Origin of the sequence: Antarctobacter sp. (genome assembly GCF_965277915.1) — a bacterium.
Lineage (GTDB): Bacteria > Pseudomonadota > Alphaproteobacteria > Rhodobacterales > Rhodobacteraceae > Antarctobacter.
Genome location: NZ_OZ255849.1, coordinates 322184 through 341626 on the forward strand (window position 1 = coordinate 322184; position 19443 = coordinate 341626).

A 19443-nucleotide genomic window follows, 5' to 3' on the forward strand; every position below is an offset into this window, starting at 1 on the left:
GTACAGTGACCCCTGCGGCGGCCTGCGGTAAGCTGACCCGGAGAGGAGAGCCGCCGATGTCCTTCATCAAGCCGCGCAGCACCGAGACGACCCGCGACCGCCTGCTGACGGCGGCGGAAATGGCGATCCTGCACAAGGGCTATGCCGCCACGTCGATCGAGGAGCTGATCGCCGAAGTGGGGATCACCAAGGGCGGTTTCTTTTACCATTTCAAGGACAAGAGTGCGCTGGTCGAGGCGATCCTCGAGCGTCACCTTGGCGCCGAGGAGGCCTGGCTCGACGGGCTGTTTGCCCGCGCCGCCGCGGAAAGCGACGACCCGTTGGCAGAGTTCCTGGCCTTCCTGCGGATCCTGCGCGAACAGATGGAGGCGCTGCCGGACGTGCATCCCGGCTGCCTGATCGCGGCGACCTGTTTCCAGGAGCGGCTGTTCACCCAGGTCGTGCATGACCTTGCGCGGCAGAACCTGCTGGCCTGGCGGCAGCGGTTCCACGCCCGCCTGACCGAGATCGCCGAGGCGAACCCGCCGCGACAGCAGGTCGACCTCGAGGCGCTGGCGGACATGCTGGTGGTGCTTGTGGACGGGGCGATCATCCTGTCCAAGACCGTCCGCGAGAAAGAGGCGCTGCCGCGCCAGATCGGCCTTTACGAGACCTTTGTGCGCGGGTTGTTCAGCGAGGGTGAATGACGCCTGCGCAAAGCGCCGGTTTTCGCCGCTGCTGACGCGGAATTGTTTATAACTTCTTGGCTCTTCGGCGCTAAACCCCTAGGTTCGACAAGAGAGAACAAGTGTCAGGTGTCCGATGGACCAGCCCGACCGCGAGGCCGAGCCACATTTCAGCCAGCCCTTCCGCCAGGTGGTCCTCATGTTGGCGGTGCTGGGCCTGTCGGGCTTTGGCGCTTTCCTGGCCCTGCCGCGCGTCCTGCCGGTGTTCCAGTCGAATCCCTATTTGAACGGCTTCATCCTGATCGTCTTTGTCGTCGGCGTGCTGGCCTGTTTCTGGCAGGTGGCGCAATTGATGGTTTCGGTCCGCTGGATCGAACGGTTCACCGCGCGTGGTGATCAGGGGGTGCGGGCCACGCCGCCGCGCCTGCTGGCGCCCTTGGCCGCGCTCTTGCGGTCGCGCCGGGACAAACGGATGCAGATCACGGCGACCTCGACCCGGTCGATCCTCGACTCCGTCGCGCAGCGGATCGACGAGGCGCGCGAGATCACGCGCTACATCGTTTCCCTGCTGATCTTCCTGGGCCTGCTGGGCACTTTCTACGGTCTGGCGACCGTGGTGCCCGCACTGGTCGAAACCATCCAGAGCCTTGCTCCGCAGGAGGGGGAAACCGGCACCGCCGCCTTTGCCCGCCTGATGACGGGGCTGGAGGGACAGCTTGGCGGCATGGGCGTGGCCTTTGCCAGCTCTCTCCTGGGACTGGCCTGTTCGCTGGTCGTCGGCCTGCTGGAGCTATTCGCCGGCCACGGGCAGAACCGGTTCTACCGTGAGCTTGAGGAATGGCTGTCCTCGATCACCCGGCTGGGTTTTTCGCATGATGGCGAGGGGCCGGACCTTGGGCCGGCCGGGCTGGTGCTGGACCAGATGGCCGAGCAGATGGACCGCCTCCAGTACCTTTTCTCCGAGGCGGAACAGAGCCGGTCCGAGGTCGATACCCGGCTGTCGCAACTGGCCGACAGCGTCGAGCGCCTGACCGAACGGATCGAGGCGACATCGCCCTCGGCCTCGTCGCTGGCGCGGATTGCCGAGGGGCAGGAACTGCTGGCGCAGGCGATCCGCGAAAAGGAAAGCGACGAGGGGCTGGACGCCGAAAGCCGGATGCGGCTGCGGTCGATCGACGTGCAGATGTTGCGCATCCTCGAGGAAATCAGCGCCGGACGGCAGGAAAGCATGGCCGAATTGCGGACCGATCTTGCGGCGCTTTCACGGTCGCTGGGCACGGCACGCAATTCCCGGCCCCGCGGGGACGGGTGACGCATGGCCCTGTCGCGACGCACCGGTGCGCGCTTTCAGGCCTCGATCTGGCCGGGTTTCGTGGATGCCATGACGGGCCTCCTGCTGGTGCTGACCTTTGTCCTGTCGATTTTCCTGGTCATGCAATTCGTCCTGAACGAAACGATCTCGGGGCAGGAAAGCGAACTGGACACGCTCAGCGCCGAGATCACCGCCCTGTCCAAGGCGCTGGGCGTGGAACGAACCCGTGCGACCCGGCTGGAAACAGAACTGGGGCGCATGACCTCGACGCTCGGCGACCGTGATCTGCAACTGGCCGAACAGCAGACCATCATCGACAGCCTGACCGCGACACGCGACCGGCAGGCGGATCAGCTTGCCGCCGCCGCGGCGCGCATCGCGACCTTCGAGGAACGGGTGGCCACACTGGTTCTGGAACGGGACACGGCGCGGGACGAGGTGCAGGACCTGACCGTCGCCCGTGACGCCCTGGCCGAGGAACGCGACGAACTGGCCGATGAACGCGATGCGCTGACCGCGGCGCTGGCCACCGCCCGGACCGAGATCGACGAACAGGCCGAGGCGGCAAAGCTGGCCGCCGCGCGGCGCGAGGCCCTGGAGGCCCTGATCACCGATCTGCGCGCCCGCAACGCGGACCGGGACGCGCGGATCGCCGCCCTGTCCGCCGACCTCGACAAAGCGGAACAGGCCCTGACCGCAGAGGAACAGGCCAAGCTGGCCGAGGCCGAGGCCGCCGCGGCGCTGCGCAAGCGGCTGGAAGAGGCGGATGCGGAACTGACCGCCATGACGCTGGCGCTGGAACAGGAACGCGCCCGGGCCGAGGAGACGCTGACCCTGTTGGCGGCGGCCCGCGAGGCGGAAAAGGATCTGAACGCCCAACTGGCGGCGGCCTTGCTGGCCGGGCGGCAGCAGGGCGACGACCTGCAATCGCGCATCGACGCGCTGGAGGCGCAATTGGCCGAGGCGCGGCGGAACGAAACCCGCCTGACCGCGCAACTGGCCGATCTTCGGGATGAAAGCGCGCTCGAGGCGCAGCGGCTCAAGGCGCGGATCGACGACGCGACGGCGCGTATCGCCCGGCTGGAGGCCGACCTGGACGAGGCGGCCAAGGCCGGTGAGAAACTGACCGCCGGGCTTGGCCCCTCCGACACTCCGCCCGCAACACTGAAGACCCGGGTGGATGCGGCGCTTGCCCGCATCACCGAGCTGGAGGCGGCGCTGTCGCAGGCGCGGCAGGACGAGGCCAAGCTGAACCAGGAACTGGCCACCGTGCTTGCCGATGGTGAACGCGAGGCCCGCGCCCTGCAAAGCCGCATCGACGCCGCGCTTGCGCGGATCTCGGAGCTTGAGGAGACGCTGGCCGATGCGCGGGCGCAGGGGGCGCAGACCGACAGCCGTCTTGCAGGGCTGCGCGGCGACCTGACCGAGGCGCTGAAGGCGCAGCGCGATGCCGAACAGGCGTTGGCGCAGGAAACGGCGGCTCGCACCCTGGCCGAGCGCGCCCTGAAGGATGCGCAGGCCGAGGCCGCGGCGCGCGCCTCACGGTTGACGGATCTTTCTGCGCAACTGGCACAGGCGCTGGCTCGGCTGGCCGAGGCAGAGGCGCTCCGGACCGAGCTGGAGGCGCTGCGGGCCCGCAACGACTCGCTGGTTTCGGACCTGTCGGCGGCCGAGGGGCAGGCCGATGATCGTGCCGCGGCGTTGGAAGAGCTGCGGGCAGAGCGGGACCGGTTGGACGCGGCGCTGACCCGCGCGCGTGGCGACGTGGGCGATGCACGCGGCGCAGTGGCCTCCTTGCAGGACCAGGTGGCCGCGCTCGAGGCGCAATTGGCCCAGGCGCAGGGACGTGTTGCTGAACGGACAGAGCTGATCGAGGGCCTGCGCGGCCAGGTGGCCCAGGTCCAGGCGCAACTGGATTCGGCCCTGAAACGGGTCGAGGAGCGCGGCGACCGGATCGATCGGCTGCAAACGGAGAATGACGATCTGTCGGCGCGCCTGACCCGGCTGGGCGGCGAGGCGGCGGAACAGGATGCGGCGGTGGCCGCGCTGGAGGCGGCGAACACACGCTTGTCGGCGGAACTCGATGCGGCGCGGGCCCGGGCGACAGAACGCGACGCCCAGATGGCCCGCCTGCGGCAGGATTTGGCGCAGGCCGAGGCCCGCGCCGAGGACCGTACCGCCGAGGCAGCCGATGTGGAGGTGCTGCGCGGTGAACTGGCGCAGTTGCGCACCCGGTTGGAGGCGTCGCAGGCGCGTGCTGCGCAGGGGCTTGCCCGCGTGATTTCGCTGGAGGCGGAGAACGCCGACCTTGGACGCCGCCTGGCCGAGGCTGACGGCCGAGGCGCGGCCAAGGACGCGGAACTGGACCTGCTCAAGGCCCGGATCGACCGGGTTGCCTCTGAACTGGAAGCGCTGCGGTCCCGCGATGCGCGGCGCGATGCGGTGATCGCGGAGTTGCGCCAGAAGCTGGCCGAGGCCGAGGCCCGGGCCGCCGAGCAGAGCGACGATACCCGCAGCCTGGAGGAAAAGCTGGCCGCCGCGCTGGCCGCGCGCTTGGCCGCCGAGACGACGGTTGACGAGACACGCGACCGGCTTGCCGCGGCGCTGGCGGCGCAGGAAGCGGCGGAGTCGAAGCTGGATGCCCGCCTGGACGAGGTGGAGGAACGGCAGATCCTGCTGAACACGGCGCGCCAGAAGCTGGCCCTGACCGAAGAGCGCGCGACCAAGGCGGAGCTGCAGGTCGAGGCGCTGAACCAGAACGTGGCCGAGTTACGCCGCCAGTTGGGCGAGTTGCAGGCGTTGCTGGACGATTCCAAGGTCCGCGATGCGGCGGCCGAGGTGCGGCTGCAGAACCTGGGATCGGAGCTGAACGCGGCGATTGCGCGTGTGGCACAGGAAGAACGCCGCCGCCGTCTGGCCGAAGAGGCACGCCGGAAGGCCGAAGAGGAAAAGCGCAAGCTGGAAGAAGAACGCGCCAGGCAGTTGGAGGCCGAAAAGAAGGACCTGGAAAGCTACCGGTCCGAGTTCTTCGGCAAGCTGCGCTCTGTGGTGGGCGACCGCGAGGGCATCCGGATCGAGGGCGACCGCTTTGTTTTCTCGTCAGAGGTGCTGTTCGAAGTCGGCTCGGCGGATCTGTCGGCGGCAGGCCGGCGCGAGATCGAGAAGGTCTCTCAGATCCTGCGCGACATCTCCGAGGATATTCCGCAGGGCATCGACTGGGTGATCCGGGTGGACGGCCATACCGACAGCCAGAAGATCCGACCGGGAGGCGATTTCGCGGACAACTGGGAACTCAGCCAGGCGCGGGCCCTGTCCGTGGTGCGGGACATGATCGACAATTACGACATTCCGCCCAACCGGCTGTCGGCCAACGGTTTTGGCGAGTTCCAGCCGATTGATCCGGCGGATACGCCCGAGGCGCGGGCAAGGAACCGGCGCATCGAGTTGAAACTGACCGAACGCTGACTTGGGGGGGCGGGCGCGTTGTCCCGCGCTCAGTCTGTGACGGTCACATGGGCAAAGCGATGCGCGATCACCTTGCCGTCGCGGGTCAGCCTGGCGCGGCCCAAGTATTCGCCGGCGGGCCAGCCCGAGGCCGGGGCCTTGCGGCCCAGGGCGCGCATCTGGCTGACCTGGTCGCTGTCCAGCGTGATGGCTTGGCGAAACACTTCCCTGCCGTCCGGACTCTGCGCCGATATCGTCAGGACATCGCCGGGACGGGCATAGCCCGCGTGCGCATAGACCACCATTGCCTCGTCCGGGCGGAGCGTCGGGCGTCGTGCAGAGCCGTCGCCCACGGCCTGCAGAGACGGCACCGCGTCCGAGAAACCGGCCGTGACGAGGCCCGTCTTGGTGTAGGCAGGCGGATCGGTCCAGAGAGTCGGACCGGGATCACCGCATGTCCCCGTGGCGCCGGGACGGAAGGGGTCGACCACCTTGCCGTTGCGCAGGAGCGTCAGGTGCACATGGGGATGGTTCGTTTGACCTGACAAGCCGACGACCCCCAGCGGGTCGCCGTGTTGCACCAGATCGCCCGGCGCAACCGAGACAGAGCCGAGCCGCAAGTGGCAATAAAGCGTCTGCCAGCCTTCGCCATGATCGATCAGCACGGCGTTTCCACAGGCATTTTCCGAGGTGACGCCGCGCATCAGCCGGTCATCGGGCATCGAATCCCGGGTGCGCTTGACCACGCCGGGGGCGGCGGCCAGCACCGAAACGCCCGTGTCGATGGCAGCAAAGTCGAGCAGGGCGAAATCCGTGCCCTTGTGCCCGTCGCGGGAGTTGATGCCGCAGGCAAAATCCCTGTGGCGCCCCTGGGCCGGGTCGTTGTCGACGTAATCTTCGATGAAACAGGTTTCGCCCAGAGTGCAGTCCAGAGGTACTGAAAGGCGAAAATCCTCCGCCCCGGCAGGCGGGACGGAGGAGATCAGGGCCAGCGCGGCCGCGAAGGCGGCGCGCGCAGGTGTCATTCCGCGGTCAGAAGCGGCGGCTTCTTGGAGCCCAGCCGCGGGTTGTCCGGGCCGCTGAGGTCTAGGAACAACTCGCCGTCGCGGACCGAGACCTTGACCACGCCACCCTTGGCCAGCTTGCCGAAGAGCAGTTCCTCGGCCAGCGGCTTCTTGATGTGCTCCTGGATGACGCGGCCCAGCGGGCGGGCGCCCATCTTGTCGTCGTAGCCCTTTTCGGCCAGCCATTCGGCGGCGGGCTTGGTCAGTTCGATGGTCACGTTGCGATCCATGAGCTGGGCTTCGAGTTGCAGCACGAACTTTTCGACCACCTGCAGGATGGTGTCCTTGGGCAGCGGCGCAAAGCTGATGACCGCGTCCAGACGGTTGCGGAATTCCGGCGTGAAGGTCCGTTCGATCGCCGCCGTATCCTCGCCCTCGCGGCGGTCACGGCCAAAGCCGATGGCCGCCTTGGCCTGTTCGGTCGCCCCGGCGTTCGAGGTCATGATCAGGATCACGTTGCGGAAGTCCACGGTCCGGCCGTTGTGATCGGTCAGCGACCCGTGGTCCATGACCTGCAGCAGGATGTTGTAGACATCCGGGTGGGCCTTCTCGATCTCGTCCAGCAGCAGAACGCAGTGCGGGTGCTGATCGACGCCGTCCGTCAGCTGGCCGCCCTGGTCAAAGCCGACATAGCCCGGAGGCGCGCCGATCAGGCGCGAGACCGCGTGTTTCTCCATGTACTCGGACATGTCGAAGCGCAGCAGTTCCACGCCCAGCGTATCCGCCAGTTGCTTGGCCACCTCGGTCTTGCCGACGCCGGTCGGGCCCGCGAACAGGTAGTTGCCGATGGGCTTTTCCGGTTCGCGCAGGCCGGCACGGGCCAGCTTGATCGCCGAGCTGAGCGCCTCGATCGCATTGTCCTGGCCGAAGACCACGCGCTTGAGCGTGTTCTCCAAGTCCTTGAGCACCTCGGCATCGTCCTTGGAGACGTTCTTCGGGGGAATACGGGCGATCTTGGCCACGACCTCCTCGATCTCCTTGGTACCGATGGACTTGCGCCGCTTGGATGCCGCCACCAGGTGTTGCGCCGCACCGGCCTCGTCGATCACGTCGATGGCCTTGTCGGGCAGTTTGCGGTCGTTGATATAGCGCGCGGACAGTTCCACGGCGGTCTTGATCGCGTCGCCGGTGTACTTGACGCTGTGATGCTCCTCGAAATAGGGCTTCAGGCCCTTGAGGATCTTCACCGTGTCATCGACCGAAGGCTCGTTCACGTCGATCTTCTGGAACCGGCGCGACAGGGCGCGGTCCTTCTCGAAGTGCTGGCGGAACTCCTTGTAGGTAGTGGAGCCCATCGTACGCAGCTTGCCGCCCTGAAGCGCGGGCTTCAGCAGGTTGGAGGCGTCCATCGCCCCGCCAGATGTGGCCCCGGCACCGATCACTGTATGGATCTCGTCGATGAAGAGCACAGCGTCGGGGTGTTCCTCAAGCTCCTGCACCACGGCCTTGAGCCGTTCCTCGAAATCGCCACGATAGCGCGTGCCTGCCAGCAACGCGCCCATGTCGAGCGAGTAGATCGTGGTGTTCGACAGGACCTCGGGGGTTTCGCCGGCGACGATCTTGCGCGCCAGCCCCTCGGCGATGGCGGTCTTGCCGACGCCGGGATCGCCCACCAGAAGCGGGTTGTTCTTGCGGCGGCGGCAGAGCACCTGAATGCAGCGCTCGACCTCGGAATTGCGGCCGATCAGCGGATCCACGTCGCCGTCGCGCGACTTGGCATTCAGGTCGACGCAGTATTTCGCCAGCGCCGATTCCTTGTCCGAACCGGGTGCTGCGGCCTCGGCCTGCTGCGCCTCTTCCTCTGCCTCGGTGGCGCCCTGGACGGGGCGTGCCTCGCCGTAGGCCGGGTTCTTGGCGACGCCATGGGCGATGAAGTTCACCGCATCGTAGCGCGTCATGTCCTGCTCCTGCAGGAAATAGGCCGCATTCGATTCGCGTTCCGCAAAGATGGCGACCAGCACGTTGGCGCCCGTCACCTCTGTCCGGCCCGAGGACTGGACATGGATCGCGGCACGCTGGATCACCCGCTGGAAGGCTGCGGTCGGCACCGCCTCGGATCCCTCTACATCGGTGACGAGGTTCGACAGATCGTCGTCTATGAATTCGACCAGCGTTGTGCGCAGCTCTTCGGTGTCGACCGAGCAGGCTTTCATCACGCGGGAGGCATCCGGTTCGTCGATCAGCGCAAGAAGAAGGTGTTCGAGCGTCGCGAATTCATGGCTGCGAGAGTTCGCAAGTGCCAGCGCCGAATGAATTGCCTGCTCAAGTGTGTTCGAGAATGAAGGCACGGGAGTGCTCCTCTTGTCTGCGCCGATCCGTGAGGATCAGCATTGCCTCATAGGGTTAAAGTTTGGTCGATTGCGGCCACTCTTCAAGTTTTTTCTCGGGGTTCCTGCATCACTTTTGGACAAACCGACGAAACCTGCCGTGTGCGTGATCAGAACCGGTCCTTGCGCGCGCGCACCTCTGCAAAGACCTCTGCATCCGTTCCGTCCGGCAGGCCGACGGCCTTTTTCACGCTGTCGCTGGTGGCTCGGAGGAAGGGATTCGTTTCAAGTTCGACCGAAAGCGGCACCTGTGCGGTGGGCCGTCCCTCGGCGCGGGCTGCGTCGATCTCCCGCTTGCGAGAGATAAGCGCTTCGTTCTCCGGTTCAATGGTCAGGGCAAAGGCGGCATTCGCCGTTGTGTATTCATGCCCCGAGTATACCACGGTTTCCGGCGGCAAAGAGGCCAGCTTTTCCAGACTTTCCCACATCATTTCGGGCGTGCCCTCGAAGATGCGGCCGCAACCCAGGGCCATCAGGCTGTCGGCGGTAAAGACGGCACCGCCTTTTGGGTAGTGATAGGCGACGTGGCCCAGCGTATGGCCCGGCACCGCGATCACCTCGCAGAGGCCATCCCCCGTGCCACCCGAAAATCCGGGTTCGACCGCCATGTCCAGTTCCGGCAACTTGTCCTCTTCGGACTTGGGCCCCATGACCGGGCAGCCGTATTTCGCACGCAATTCGGCGACACCGCCGACGTGGTCATGGTGATGGTGGGTGATCATGATGACGCCCAGAGACCAGCCGCGGGCTTCCAGCGCCTCGATGATCGGCCCGGCCTCGGGGGCGTCGATCAGGGCCACGCCGTCGGGGCCGTTCACAAGGTAGGCGTAATTGTCCTTGAGGCAGGGGACGGTCACGATCTCGAGGGGCATGGTCTTTCCTTCGCGGCTTTGTCAGGATGCGCTTATCGTCAGAGTGGCGCATCAGGGCTGGGGTATCAATGCATCTGGATGTGCAGGTGTTGCGCGATTTCTATTACCGCAGTGCGCTGGGGCGCGCGGCGCAGAAGATCCTGCGCACACAGGTCCAGCGCTTCTGGCCCGAATGCCAGGGCCAGACGGTGGTGGGCTACGGCTTCGCCGTGCCAATGCTGCGCCCCTACCTGAAGGAATCGCGCAGGGTCGTGGCGCTGATGCCCGCGCCGCAGGGTGTCATGACCTGGCCCGCGGGGCTGCCCAATGTCTCTGTTCTCAGCGAAGAGACACTCTGGCCGCTTGAGACGGGGCACACCGACCGGTTGATCCTGATGCACGGGCTGGAGACCTCGGAACGGCCGTCGGACCTGCTGGACGAAGCGTATCGCGTGCTGGGGCCGGGGGGCAGGGCGCTGTTCATCCTGCCCAACCGGGCAGGGATTTGGGCGCGGGCGGATCACACGCCTTTCGGCTATGGGCGCCCCTATTCGCTGGGCCAGCTCGAGGCGCAGCTGAAACGTCACGACTTCGTCCCCGAGGCGCATGTTTCGGTGCTGTACCAGCCACCCTCGACCCGCCGGTTCTGGATGAAGACCGGCCCGGTCTGGGAGCGCATGGGCCGCGCGGTGCCCGTGACCGCGGGCGGCGTCATGATGGTCGAGGCCTCCAAGCGACACCCGCCATCGCGCCGCGGAGTTGGCGAGGCCGCCAAGGTTCTCAACCCGCTCGAGGTGCTCAGCCCGGCCGGCAAGGCCAAGCCGATCTGAACCCGTCCGGCGGCACGTCAGGACCGGATTCTGACGTGCCCGACCGATTTCAGGGCCGAAAGCTTCCGTGACCTGCGAAAAATGCCGTCAGAGGCGCCTGAAACCGCCCGGGAATCGTGCATTTGCAGCAAAAACTGTGGCTTTGAGGCATCTTGGCAGAGCACGAAAGGTCGCACCAAATGGGGTGTTTTGGTCAAGCGACTGAAAATAAACGATTTAGCCCGGGCGTTTATCTTTCCTAAGCATGTTGCGAGGTGGGGGAGGCTCTGCTACATCCGCCACGATTTGATTGCTTTGACGCAAGTCAAGGTGAGGAAACGCTGCCAGACGCCGCCCCGGCCCGGGGCGCGCGTGTCTTGGCGGCTTACTATCGGAAGGGTGGACGTGTCTGACTCAGCATCGATTTCCTCCGGCATCGCAGAGCGCTATGCCACCGCCGTCTTCGAGATCGTGAAGGAGGCCGGCGAGCTTCCCGCGCTCGAAGGCAACCTGGATGATCTCTCTGCCGCGCTCGCTGAAAGCGCAGATCTGCGGGATCTCCTGGTCAACCCCGTCTACTCGCGCGAAGCGCAGGGCGCCGCCATCAAGGCCGTCGCCTCGAAGATGGGCCTGATGCCGGCCATGACCAACGTGCTGGGGCTGATGGCCTCCAAGCGCCGTCTTTTCGTGGTCCCGCAGATGGTCACCCTCCTGCGCGAGATGATCGCGAAGGAAAAGGGCGAAGTCACCGCAGAAGTGACCTCTGCCCAGGCTCTGACCGACGCACAGGCGGCCCAGCTCGCGGACGCGCTGAAGGCCAAGGTCGGCAAGGATGTAAAGATCAGTGCGACCGTCGATGAAAGCCTCATCGGCGGTCTTGTCGTCAAGGTGGGCTCGAAGATGATCGACACCTCGATCCGTTCGAAGCTCGACTCCCTCCAGAATGCAATGAAAGAGGTCGGATAAATGGGTATCCAAGCTGCAGAGATTTCTGCGATCCTGAAGGACCAGATCAAGAACTTCGGCCAGGATGCCGAAGTTGCCGAGATCGGTCGCGTGCTCTCGGTCGGTGACGGTATCGCCCGTGTCTACGGCCTCGACAACATCCAGGCGGGTGAGATGGTCGAGTTCCCCGGTGGCATCATGGGCATGGCGCTGAACCTGGAAACCGACAACGTCGGTATCGTGATCTTCGGCTCCGACCGGGACATCAAGGAAGGCGACACCGTCAAGCGCACCAACTCCATCGTGGACGTGCCCGCCGGTGAGGCGCTGCTGGGCCGCGTCGTCGATGGCCTTGGCAACCCGCTGGACGGCAAGGGCCCGATCGACGCCTCCGAGCGTCGCGTGGCCGACGTCAAGGCGCCGGGCATCATCCCGCGTAAATCGGTGCACGAGCCGATGGCGACCGGCCTCAAGGCCGTCGACGCCATGATCCCGATCGGCCGTGGCCAGCGCGAGCTGATCATCGGCGACCGTCAGACCGGCAAGACCGCCGTCGCACTCGACGCGATCCTGAACCAGAAGTCGTACAACGACGCGGCCAAGGACGACTCGGAAAAGCTGTACTGCGTCTACGTCGCCGTCGGCCAGAAGCGTTCGACCGTTGCCCAGCTGGTGAAGAAGCTGGAGGAGACCGGCGCCATCGACTACTCGATCGTCGTGGCGGCAACCGCCTCCGACCCGGCCCCGATGCAGTTCCTGGCGCCCTACGCCGCGACCGCGATGGCCGAGTACTTCCGTGACAACGGAAAGCACGCGCTGATCATCTACGATGACCTGTCCAAGCAGGCCGTGTCCTACCGCCAGATGTCCCTGCTGCTGCGCCGCCCGCCGGGCCGCGAAGCTTACCCGGGCGACGTTTTCTACCTTCACTCGCGCCTGCTGGAACGTTCGGCCAAGCTGAACGAGGACAACGGTGCCGGTTCGCTGACCGCTCTGCCGATCATCGAAACCCAGGGTGGTGACGTTTCGGCCTTCATTCCGACCAACGTGATCTCGATCACCGACGGCCAGATCTTCCTGGAAACCGAACTGTTCTACCAGGGCATCCGCCCCGCCGTGAACACCGGTCTGTCGGTTTCGCGTGTGGGTTCGTCCGCTCAGACCAACTCGATGAAATCGGTCGCCGGCCCGATCAAGCTGTCGCTCGCCCAGTACCGCGAGATGGCCGCCTTCGCGCAGTTCGGTTCCGACCTCGACGCCGCCACCCAGCAGCTGCTGAACCGTGGTTCGCGCCTGACCGAGCTGATGAAGCAGCCGCAGTATTCGCCGCTGACCAACGCCGAGATTGTCGTCGTGATCTGCGCCGGTACGCTGGGCTACCTCGACAAGGTCGCCGTGTCCGACGTGGGCCGTTTCGAGAAGGGCCTGCTGGCCCATGTCCGTGGCAAGCACCAGGATCTGCTGGATTGGATCACCAACGAAGATCCCAAGATCAAGGGTGACAACGAAGCCAAGATCAAAGCGGTTCTCGACGAATACGCCGCCGACTTCTCGTAAGGGGATCATCAGATGCCCAGCCTGAAGGACCTAAAAAACAGGATCGAGAGCGTCAAGTCGACGCGCAAGATCACCAAGGCCATGCAGATGGTCGCGGCCGCAAAACTGCGCCGCGCCCAGGAAGCGGCCGAGGCGGCCCGCCCCTACGCGGAACGCTTCAATGGTGTGATGGCGTCGCTTGCGGCCTCGGTCGGTGATAGTGACTCGGCTCCCCGCCTTCTGGCGGGGACCGGCAAGTCGGACGTGCAACTGCTGGTGGTCATGACCTCCGAGCGGGGGCTCTGCGGCGGCTTCAACACGAACATCGTGAAGCTGGCAAAGACCCATGCCGAAAAGCTCCAGGCCGAAGGCAAGACGGTCAAGATCCTGACCGTCGGCAAGAAGGGCCGCGAGCAGCTGAAGCGCGACTACGGCGATCTCTTCGTGGGACACGTCGACCTCTCCGAGGTCAAGCGCATCGGCTACGGCAATGCCCAGGACATCGCCCGCGATGTGCTGGCGCGGTTCGACGGTGGCGAATTCGACGTGGCGACGATCTTCTATGCGCAGTTCCGGTCTGTCATCGCGCAGATCCCGACGGCGCAGCAGATCATCCCTGCCGCCTACGAAAGCGAAGGGTCGGACGATTCGGGCGAAAGCACGCTCTACGACTACGAGCCCGACGAAGAGGCGATCCTCGCCGACCTGCTGCCGCGTGGTGTCGCGACGCAGATCTTCGCGGCTCTGCTGGAAAACGGCGCGTCGGAACAGGGTGCACGGATGTCCGCGATGGACAACGCGACCCGCAACGCAGGCGAGATGATCGACAAGCTGACCATCGAATACAACCGCTCGCGTCAGGCCGTCATCACCAACGAACTGATCGAAATCATCTCGGGCGCCGAGGCGCTCTAAAGACACCCGGAGACGAAACATGGCAAACGCACAAGGCAAGGTCACCCAGGTGATTGGCGCCGTGGTCGACGTTCAGTTCGACGACCACCTGCCGGCAATCCTGAACGCGCTGACCACCGACAACAACGGCAAGAAGCTGGTGTTGGAAGTGGCCCAGCACCTTGGTGAAAACACCGTCCGCACCATCGCGATGGACGCCACCGAAGGTCTGGTCCGCGGCCAGACCGTGACCGACACGGACGCGCCGATCTCGGTGCCGGTCGGCAACGCAACCCTGGGCCGCATCCTGAACGTCATCGGCGAGCCGGTCGACGAAGGCGAGCCGGTCAACGCCGACGAATACCGTCCGATCCACGCCGAAGCCCCGGCCTTCCAGGAGCAGTCGACGGAATCGGAAATCCTCGTCACCGGCATCAAGGTCATCGACCTGCTGGCGCCTTACTCGAAGGGCGGCAAGATTGGCCTCTTCGGCGGTGCCGGCGTGGGCAAGACCGTTCTGATCATGGAACTGATCAACAACATCGCAAAGGTGCACTCGGGCTTTTCCGTGTTCGCCGGTGTTGGTGAGCGGACCCGTGAGGGCAACGACCTGTATCACGAGATGATCGAATCCAACGTCATCAAGCCCGACAACCTGTCGGAGAGCCAGGTGGCCCTGGTCTACGGTCAGATGAACGAGCCTCCGGGGGCCCGTGCGCGCGTCGCCCTGACCGGCCTGACGCTGGCGGAGCAGTTCCGCGACCAGTCCGGGACCGACGTTCTGTTCTTCGTGGACAACATCTTCCGCTTCACGCAGGCGGGCTCCGAGGTGTCGGCTCTGCTCGGCCGTATCCCCTCGGCCGTGGGTTACCAGCCGACGCTGGCGACCGACATGGGCGCCATGCAGGAACGCATCACCTCGACCAAGTCGGGCTCGATCACTTCGATCCAGGCCGTCTACGTTCCCGCGGACGACCTTACCGACCCCGCACCCGCAACCACCTTTGCGCACCTCGACGCGACCACGGTTCTCAACCGTGCGATCTCGGAACTCGGCATCTACCCCGCCGTGGACCCGCTCGACTCGAACTCGCGCCTGATGGACCCGCAGATCGTGGGCGAAGAGCACTACCAGGTCGCGCGTGACGTGCAGGGGATCCTGCAGCGTTACAAGTCGCTCCAGGACATCATCGCCATCCTCGGGATGGACGAACTGTCCGAAGAGGACAAACTGACCGTGGCCCGTGCCCGCAAGATCCAGCGCTTCCTGTCGCAGCCCTTCGACGTGGCCAAGGTCTTTACCGGTTCGGACGGTGTGCAGGTTCCGCTCGAGGACACGATCAAGTCGTTCAAGGCGGTTGTTGCCGGTGAATACGACCACCTGCCCGAGGCGGCCTTCTACATGGTTGGCGGCATCGACGAGGTGCTCGCCAAGGCCGAGAAACTGGCCGCCGAGGCTGCCTGATCCAATCCACCGCTCGGGGGCGCCTGCCGCGCCCCCGGCCTGAACGGAGGACAACATGGCAGATACGATGCAATTCGACCTGGTGTCGCCCGAGCGCCGCCTGCTGTCGACCGAGGCGACCTCGGTTCAGATCCCCGGCGCCGATGGCGACCTGACCGCCATGCCGAACCACGCGCCGCTGATCACCACGCTGCGCCCCGGCATCCTGACGGTCGAGACCGCCAAGGGGGCGGAGCAGTTCGTCGTGACCGGCGGGTTCGCCGAAATCGGCGAGAGCCTCTCGGTCCTGGCCGAAAAAGCCCTGCCGCGCGAGGATGTCGACCAGGCCACCTACGAGGCCCTGGTGGACGAAGCTCACCGCATCTACCAGCAGACCAAGGAAACCGCCGAGGATCCGGGCCTGGTGGATGACGCGGTCAAGCTGCTGCAGGACATGGTGGCTGTCGGCTCTCATATCGGTCTGGACCCGAAACAGCCCTCGATCTGAGGCACCGGACAGACTATTCTGACAAGGCCCTGCCACCCGGCGGGGCCTTTCATTTTTGTGACCCACCGGTTTTTTGCGGTGGCCCCGGGACAGACAACATGGAAACGAAACGCGGCGCCGTCTGGTTCATCCTGGCCACGATCCTGCTCGATGCCATCGGTATCGGGCTGATCTTTCCCATCATGCCGGACCTGATGGCCCGCGTGGGGGCGGGGGATACCGCCACCGGCGCCTTCTGGGGCGGTGTCCTGCTGGCAACCTACGCCGGCGCGCAGTTCCTGTTCTCGCCGGCGATGGGCGGTATTTCGGATGCGCTGGGGCGCAAGCCGGTTCTGCTGGTCACACTGGCGGCGCTGGCGGTCGACTACGTCATCATGGCCTTGGCAGGCTCGTTCTGGCTATTGCTGGTGGGGCGCTTCCTCGCCGGGGTGGCTGGCGCCACCTACATCACCGCCTCGGCCTACCTGGCCGATATTTCAGCGCCCAAGGACCGCGCCGCGAACTTTGGCCTGATCGGGGCGGCCTTCGGGGTGGGTTTCATTTTCGGCCCGGCACTGGGGGGGCTTTTGGCCGGCGTCCACGTCACTGCGCCCTTTTGGGCGGCGGCGGGTCTGGCGGCGGCGAATTTCCTGTTCGGCCTCCTTGTCCTGCCCGAAAGCCTGCCCGTCGAGAAGCGTCGCGGCTTCGACCGCAAGGATCTCAACCCCTTCGGCAGCATCCTGGCAGCCGCACGTCTGCCCGGGCTGGGCCTGCCGCTGTTCGGCCTCTTCCTCTTCGAGTTCGCCAACATGGTCTACCCGGTGCTCTGGGCCTTCTGGACGCGCGAGGCCTTTGGCTGGCCCTCGCCCCTGATCGGCCTGTCGCTGGCGGCCTACGGCGTGGGTGTCGTCATCACGCAGGGCGGGTTGATGCGGGTGATGATCCCGCGCATCGGCGAATGGCGCACCCTGATGGTTGCGGTGGCCGCGGGCGTCGTTGCCTCTGTCGCCTACGGGTTCATTTCGGCGGCCTGGCTGGTCTGGGCCTTCCTGCCGTTTGCCTGCCTGTCCGACATGGCTCCGCCCAATGCCACCGGCATCGCTTCGAACCTGGTGGACGAGGCGCGGCAAGGAGTGTTGCAGGGCGTCATTGCCAGCCTCAGCGCGGTGGCTGCCATCACCGCGCCGCTGATCGTGACCCCACTGTTCCGGACCTTTGCCGCGCCCGACGCGGCGGTCTACCTGCCCGGGGCACCTTTCCTCATGACGGCCCTGCTGCTCGTTCTCAGCGCGCTTGTTTTCTGGCCACTGCGCTCAGGTCGGCAGCCGTCTACCACCGTCTGAAACCAGGTTCTCCCACCGACTTGCATGAATGGGTGCGATCTGACAGATCGCATGTAACCGGCCCGCCAAGGTGTCGGCCCGCGCGGAAAATCTCTCATGGTATTCGACACAAGCGCCCTGCTGCGCGAGTTCATCACGCTCCTCGTCGTCATCGACCCGATAGGGTCGCTCCCGGTGTTCTACTTTGCCGCCTCGGCCGTGCCCAGGGCGCTTCACTGGCGTTTTGCCCTGCGGGCCGTCTTTGTCGCGTGGGTCGTGCTGATGGGTTTCCTGATCGGGGGCCAGCTGCTGCTCGAAGGCGTCGGCCTGCGTTTCGGCTCTTTCCAGATCGCGGGCGGGATCGTCCTGTTTCTCTTTGCCCTGACGATGATCTTTGGCGAGTCGAAACCCGACCGCGAGATCGAAGAGGCCGGGCGCAGCGACCTGTCGGGGGCCATCTTTCCCTTGGCGATGCCGTCCATCGCCTCGCCCGGGGCGATGCTGGCCGTGGTTGTGCTGACCGACAACCACAAGAACTCCATCCCCGATCAGATCGTGACTGCGGGCCTTCTGACCATCGTGCTTGGCATAACGCTTCTGCTGCTCTTGTTGGGCTCGGTGCTCAAACGGGCTCTCGGCAACTCTGGGGCCTCCGTGATTTCACGCGTGATGGGCATCATCCTTGCAACGGTGGCCGTGGATGCAGTTCTGGGCGGTCTGGCCGAGGTGGGCGTTCTCAATCTGCAATCCGGATCCGGACCGCTCTGATCGGAAACCGGCGCCCCGCCTTCACATTTCCGCCCGATTGCAGAACTATGCCGCGTGGAATGACGAAGGGCAGGACATGAAGAAACTGACCGCCAGCCGGGTCGGGATCGACCAGGGAGACGAGGAAGTCTTTTCCGAATTTGCCACCGGCGGTGACATGTGGACGGGGGAGGGCAACCGCGAGCGCCGCAAGTCCGTCCGCTTTTCCGAACCGTTCCGGATGCCGCCAACGGTCCAGGTGGGCATGTCGCTCTGGGACATGGATCAACGTGCAAACATTCGCGCGGACATCACGGCCGAGAAGGTGACGAAAACCGGGTTCGACCTCGTGTTTCGCACCTGGGCCGATACCCGAGTTGCGAGGGTTCGCATGAATTGGCTCGCCATTGGCGAGATCAAGAATGAGGATGACTGGGACCTCTAGACGCCCGAGGGCATCGGGCGCGCGTCCAGTTCCCGCGCACCAGAGCGGTGTTCCCTCACCTTATCCCGACATGGACCAGCCCATGCCGGTTGGAGGGGGCGAGGCAAGTGACCTTGCCCGCCCCGTTGGTCCGGGGGTCAGAGAATGCCTTCGTAGATCGGCCCAAGCGTTTCGGTCTCGAACAGGGACGAGACCGAGGTGCCGTTCCAGATGTTCAGGATCGACTGCGCGAAGAGCGGCGCAGTCGGCAGGATACGGATGTTGGGGGCCCCGGCCACCGCGTCGGTCGGCTGGATCGAGTCCGTCAGAACCAGCGATTTCATCACCGACTTGGTCACGCGTTCGACAGCCGGGCCGGACATGACGCCGTGGCTGATATAGGCGTGCACCTCGGTCGCGCCGTGTTCCATCAGGACCTCGGCCGCCTTGCAAAGCGTGCCGGCGGTGTCGCACATGTCATCCACGATGATGCAGCGCTTGCCCTCGACGTTGCCGATCACCGTCATCTCGGCCACTTCACCGGGCTTCTCGCGGCGCTTGTCCACGATCGACAGCGGTGCCTCGATCCGCTTGGCCAGTTCGCGCGCGCGGGCCACGCCGCCCACGTCCGGCGAGATCACCATCACGTCGCTCAGGTCCTCGAACTGGTTCTTGATGTCGATGGCAAAGATCGGCGAGGCATAGAGGTTGTCGACGGGGATGTCGAAGAAGCCCTGGATCTGCGCCGCATGCAGGTCCATCGTCAGCACCCGCTCGATCCCGGCCTCGGCGATCATGTTGGCCACCAGCTTGGCGGTGATCGGCGTGCGGGCCTTGGTGCGGCGGTCCTGGCGGGCATAGCCGAAATAGGGGATCACGGCGGTGATACGCGCCGCCGAAGACCGGCGCAGCGCATCCGACATGATCAGCAGTTCCATGAGGTTGTCGTTCGCCGGGTTCGAGGTGCTCTGGAGGATGAACATGTCCTCGCCGCGGACGTTCTCGAAGACCTCGACAAAGATCTCCTGGTCGTTGAACCGCTCGACGCGGGCGTCCACAAGGCCGACGCTCATGCCGCGATACAGCGACATGCGGCGGGCGATGGCCTGTGCCAGCGGCTTGTTGGCGTTGCCTGCGATCAGTTTGGGTTCGATGACGGTGGGCATGTGATG

Annotated in this window: 16 protein-coding genes; 12 read left to right on the forward strand and 4 right to left on the reverse strand. The window is 65.4% G+C overall.

The features are described from left to right. The first annotated feature begins 56 nt into the window (after positions 1-56). The 3 genes from ACQY5B_RS02505 to ACQY5B_RS02515 all read left to right on the forward strand — a co-directional run bounded on the left by ACQY5B_RS02505 (position 57) and on the right by ACQY5B_RS02515 (position 5442). A complete protein-coding gene (locus tag ACQY5B_RS02505) occupies positions 57-686 on the forward strand; it encodes a TetR/AcrR family transcriptional regulator (protein WP_420326513.1) in 630 nt (209 codons plus the stop codon). A gap of 115 nt (positions 687-801) precedes the next feature. Continuing rightward, positions 802-1977: a biopolymer transporter ExbB gene (locus tag ACQY5B_RS02510; protein ID WP_305969274.1), complete on the forward strand. Its 1176-nt coding sequence runs from the start codon at positions 802-804 to the stop codon at positions 1975-1977. Between the two features lie 3 nt (positions 1978-1980). After that, the gene (locus tag ACQY5B_RS02515) at positions 1981-5442 is read left to right on the forward strand and encodes a peptidoglycan -binding protein (RefSeq protein WP_420326512.1); all 3462 of its coding nucleotides are present in this window, start codon (positions 1981-1983) and stop codon (positions 5440-5442) included. A 29-nt stretch (positions 5443-5471) separates the two neighbouring features. Here ACQY5B_RS02515 and ACQY5B_RS02520 read toward each other — a convergent pair whose 3' ends face one another. From ACQY5B_RS02520 to gloB, 3 genes are all read right to left on the reverse strand, one after another. Further along, entirely contained in the window at positions 5472-6446 is a 975-nt protein-coding gene (locus ACQY5B_RS02520; RefSeq protein WP_420326510.1) for a M23 family metallopeptidase, read from the reverse strand. Beyond that, entirely contained in the window at positions 6443-8773 is a 2331-nt protein-coding gene (gene clpA, locus ACQY5B_RS02525; RefSeq protein ID WP_420326509.1) for an ATP-dependent Clp protease ATP-binding subunit ClpA, read from the reverse strand. Before clpA ends, ACQY5B_RS02520 begins: the two co-directional genes overlap by 4 nt. A 149-nt stretch (positions 8774-8922) precedes the next feature. Beyond that, positions 8923-9684 (reverse strand): hydroxyacylglutathione hydrolase, encoded by a 762-nt coding sequence (gene gloB / locus ACQY5B_RS02530; RefSeq protein ID WP_420326508.1) that lies wholly within the window; start codon positions 9682-9684, stop codon positions 8923-8925. 68 nt (positions 9685-9752) lie between these two features. On the opposite strand from gloB, the gene ACQY5B_RS02535 reads away from it, so the two are divergent. The 9 genes from ACQY5B_RS02535 to ACQY5B_RS02575 all read left to right on the forward strand — a co-directional run bounded on the left by ACQY5B_RS02535 (position 9753) and on the right by ACQY5B_RS02575 (position 18292). After that, a complete protein-coding gene (locus ACQY5B_RS02535; RefSeq protein ID WP_305969269.1) occupies positions 9753-10493 on the forward strand; it encodes a methyltransferase domain-containing protein in 741 nt (246 codons plus the stop codon). Positions 10494-10871: 378 nt separating this feature from the next. After that, on the forward strand, positions 10872-11438 hold the full coding sequence (locus ACQY5B_RS02540) for a F0F1 ATP synthase subunit delta (RefSeq protein WP_305969306.1): 567 nt from the start codon (positions 10872-10874) through the stop codon (positions 11436-11438). Next, positions 11439-12974, forward strand: a complete 1536-nt coding sequence (atpA, locus tag ACQY5B_RS02545; RefSeq protein ID WP_305969268.1) for a F0F1 ATP synthase subunit alpha — start codon at positions 11439-11441, stop codon at positions 12972-12974. Between the two features lie 12 nt (positions 12975-12986). Further along, positions 12987-13868 carry a F0F1 ATP synthase subunit gamma gene (locus ACQY5B_RS02550; RefSeq protein WP_420326506.1) on the forward strand — a complete coding sequence of 294 codons (882 nt, stop codon included), beginning with the start codon at positions 12987-12989 and terminating at the stop codon, positions 13866-13868. Between the two features lie 19 nt (positions 13869-13887). Continuing rightward, positions 13888-15312 (forward strand): F0F1 ATP synthase subunit beta, encoded by a 1425-nt coding sequence (atpD, locus tag ACQY5B_RS02555; protein WP_305969266.1) that lies wholly within the window; start codon positions 13888-13890, stop codon positions 15310-15312. Between the two features lie 55 nt (positions 15313-15367). Then, on the forward strand, positions 15368-15799 hold the full coding sequence (locus tag ACQY5B_RS02560) for a F0F1 ATP synthase subunit epsilon (RefSeq protein ID WP_420326505.1): 432 nt from the start codon (positions 15368-15370) through the stop codon (positions 15797-15799). A 98-nt stretch (positions 15800-15897) separates the two neighbouring features. After that, positions 15898-17121, forward strand: a complete 1224-nt coding sequence (locus ACQY5B_RS02565; protein ID WP_420326504.1) for an MFS transporter — start codon at positions 15898-15900, stop codon at positions 17119-17121. A gap of 96 nt (positions 17122-17217) precedes the next feature. Continuing rightward, positions 17218-17868: a MarC family protein gene (locus ACQY5B_RS02570; RefSeq protein WP_305969263.1), complete on the forward strand. Its 651-nt coding sequence runs from the start codon at positions 17218-17220 to the stop codon at positions 17866-17868. Between the two features lie 76 nt (positions 17869-17944). Next, on the forward strand, positions 17945-18292 hold the full coding sequence (locus ACQY5B_RS02575; protein WP_420326503.1) for an H-type lectin domain-containing protein: 348 nt from the start codon (positions 17945-17947) through the stop codon (positions 18290-18292). A 137-nt stretch (positions 18293-18429) separates the two neighbouring features. Here the strand turns inward: ACQY5B_RS02575 and ACQY5B_RS02580 are convergent, their stop codons facing one another. Continuing rightward, entirely contained in the window at positions 18430-19437 is a 1008-nt protein-coding gene (locus ACQY5B_RS02580) for a ribose-phosphate pyrophosphokinase (RefSeq protein ID WP_420326502.1), read from the reverse strand. Between the last annotated feature and the right edge of the window lie 6 nt (positions 19438-19443).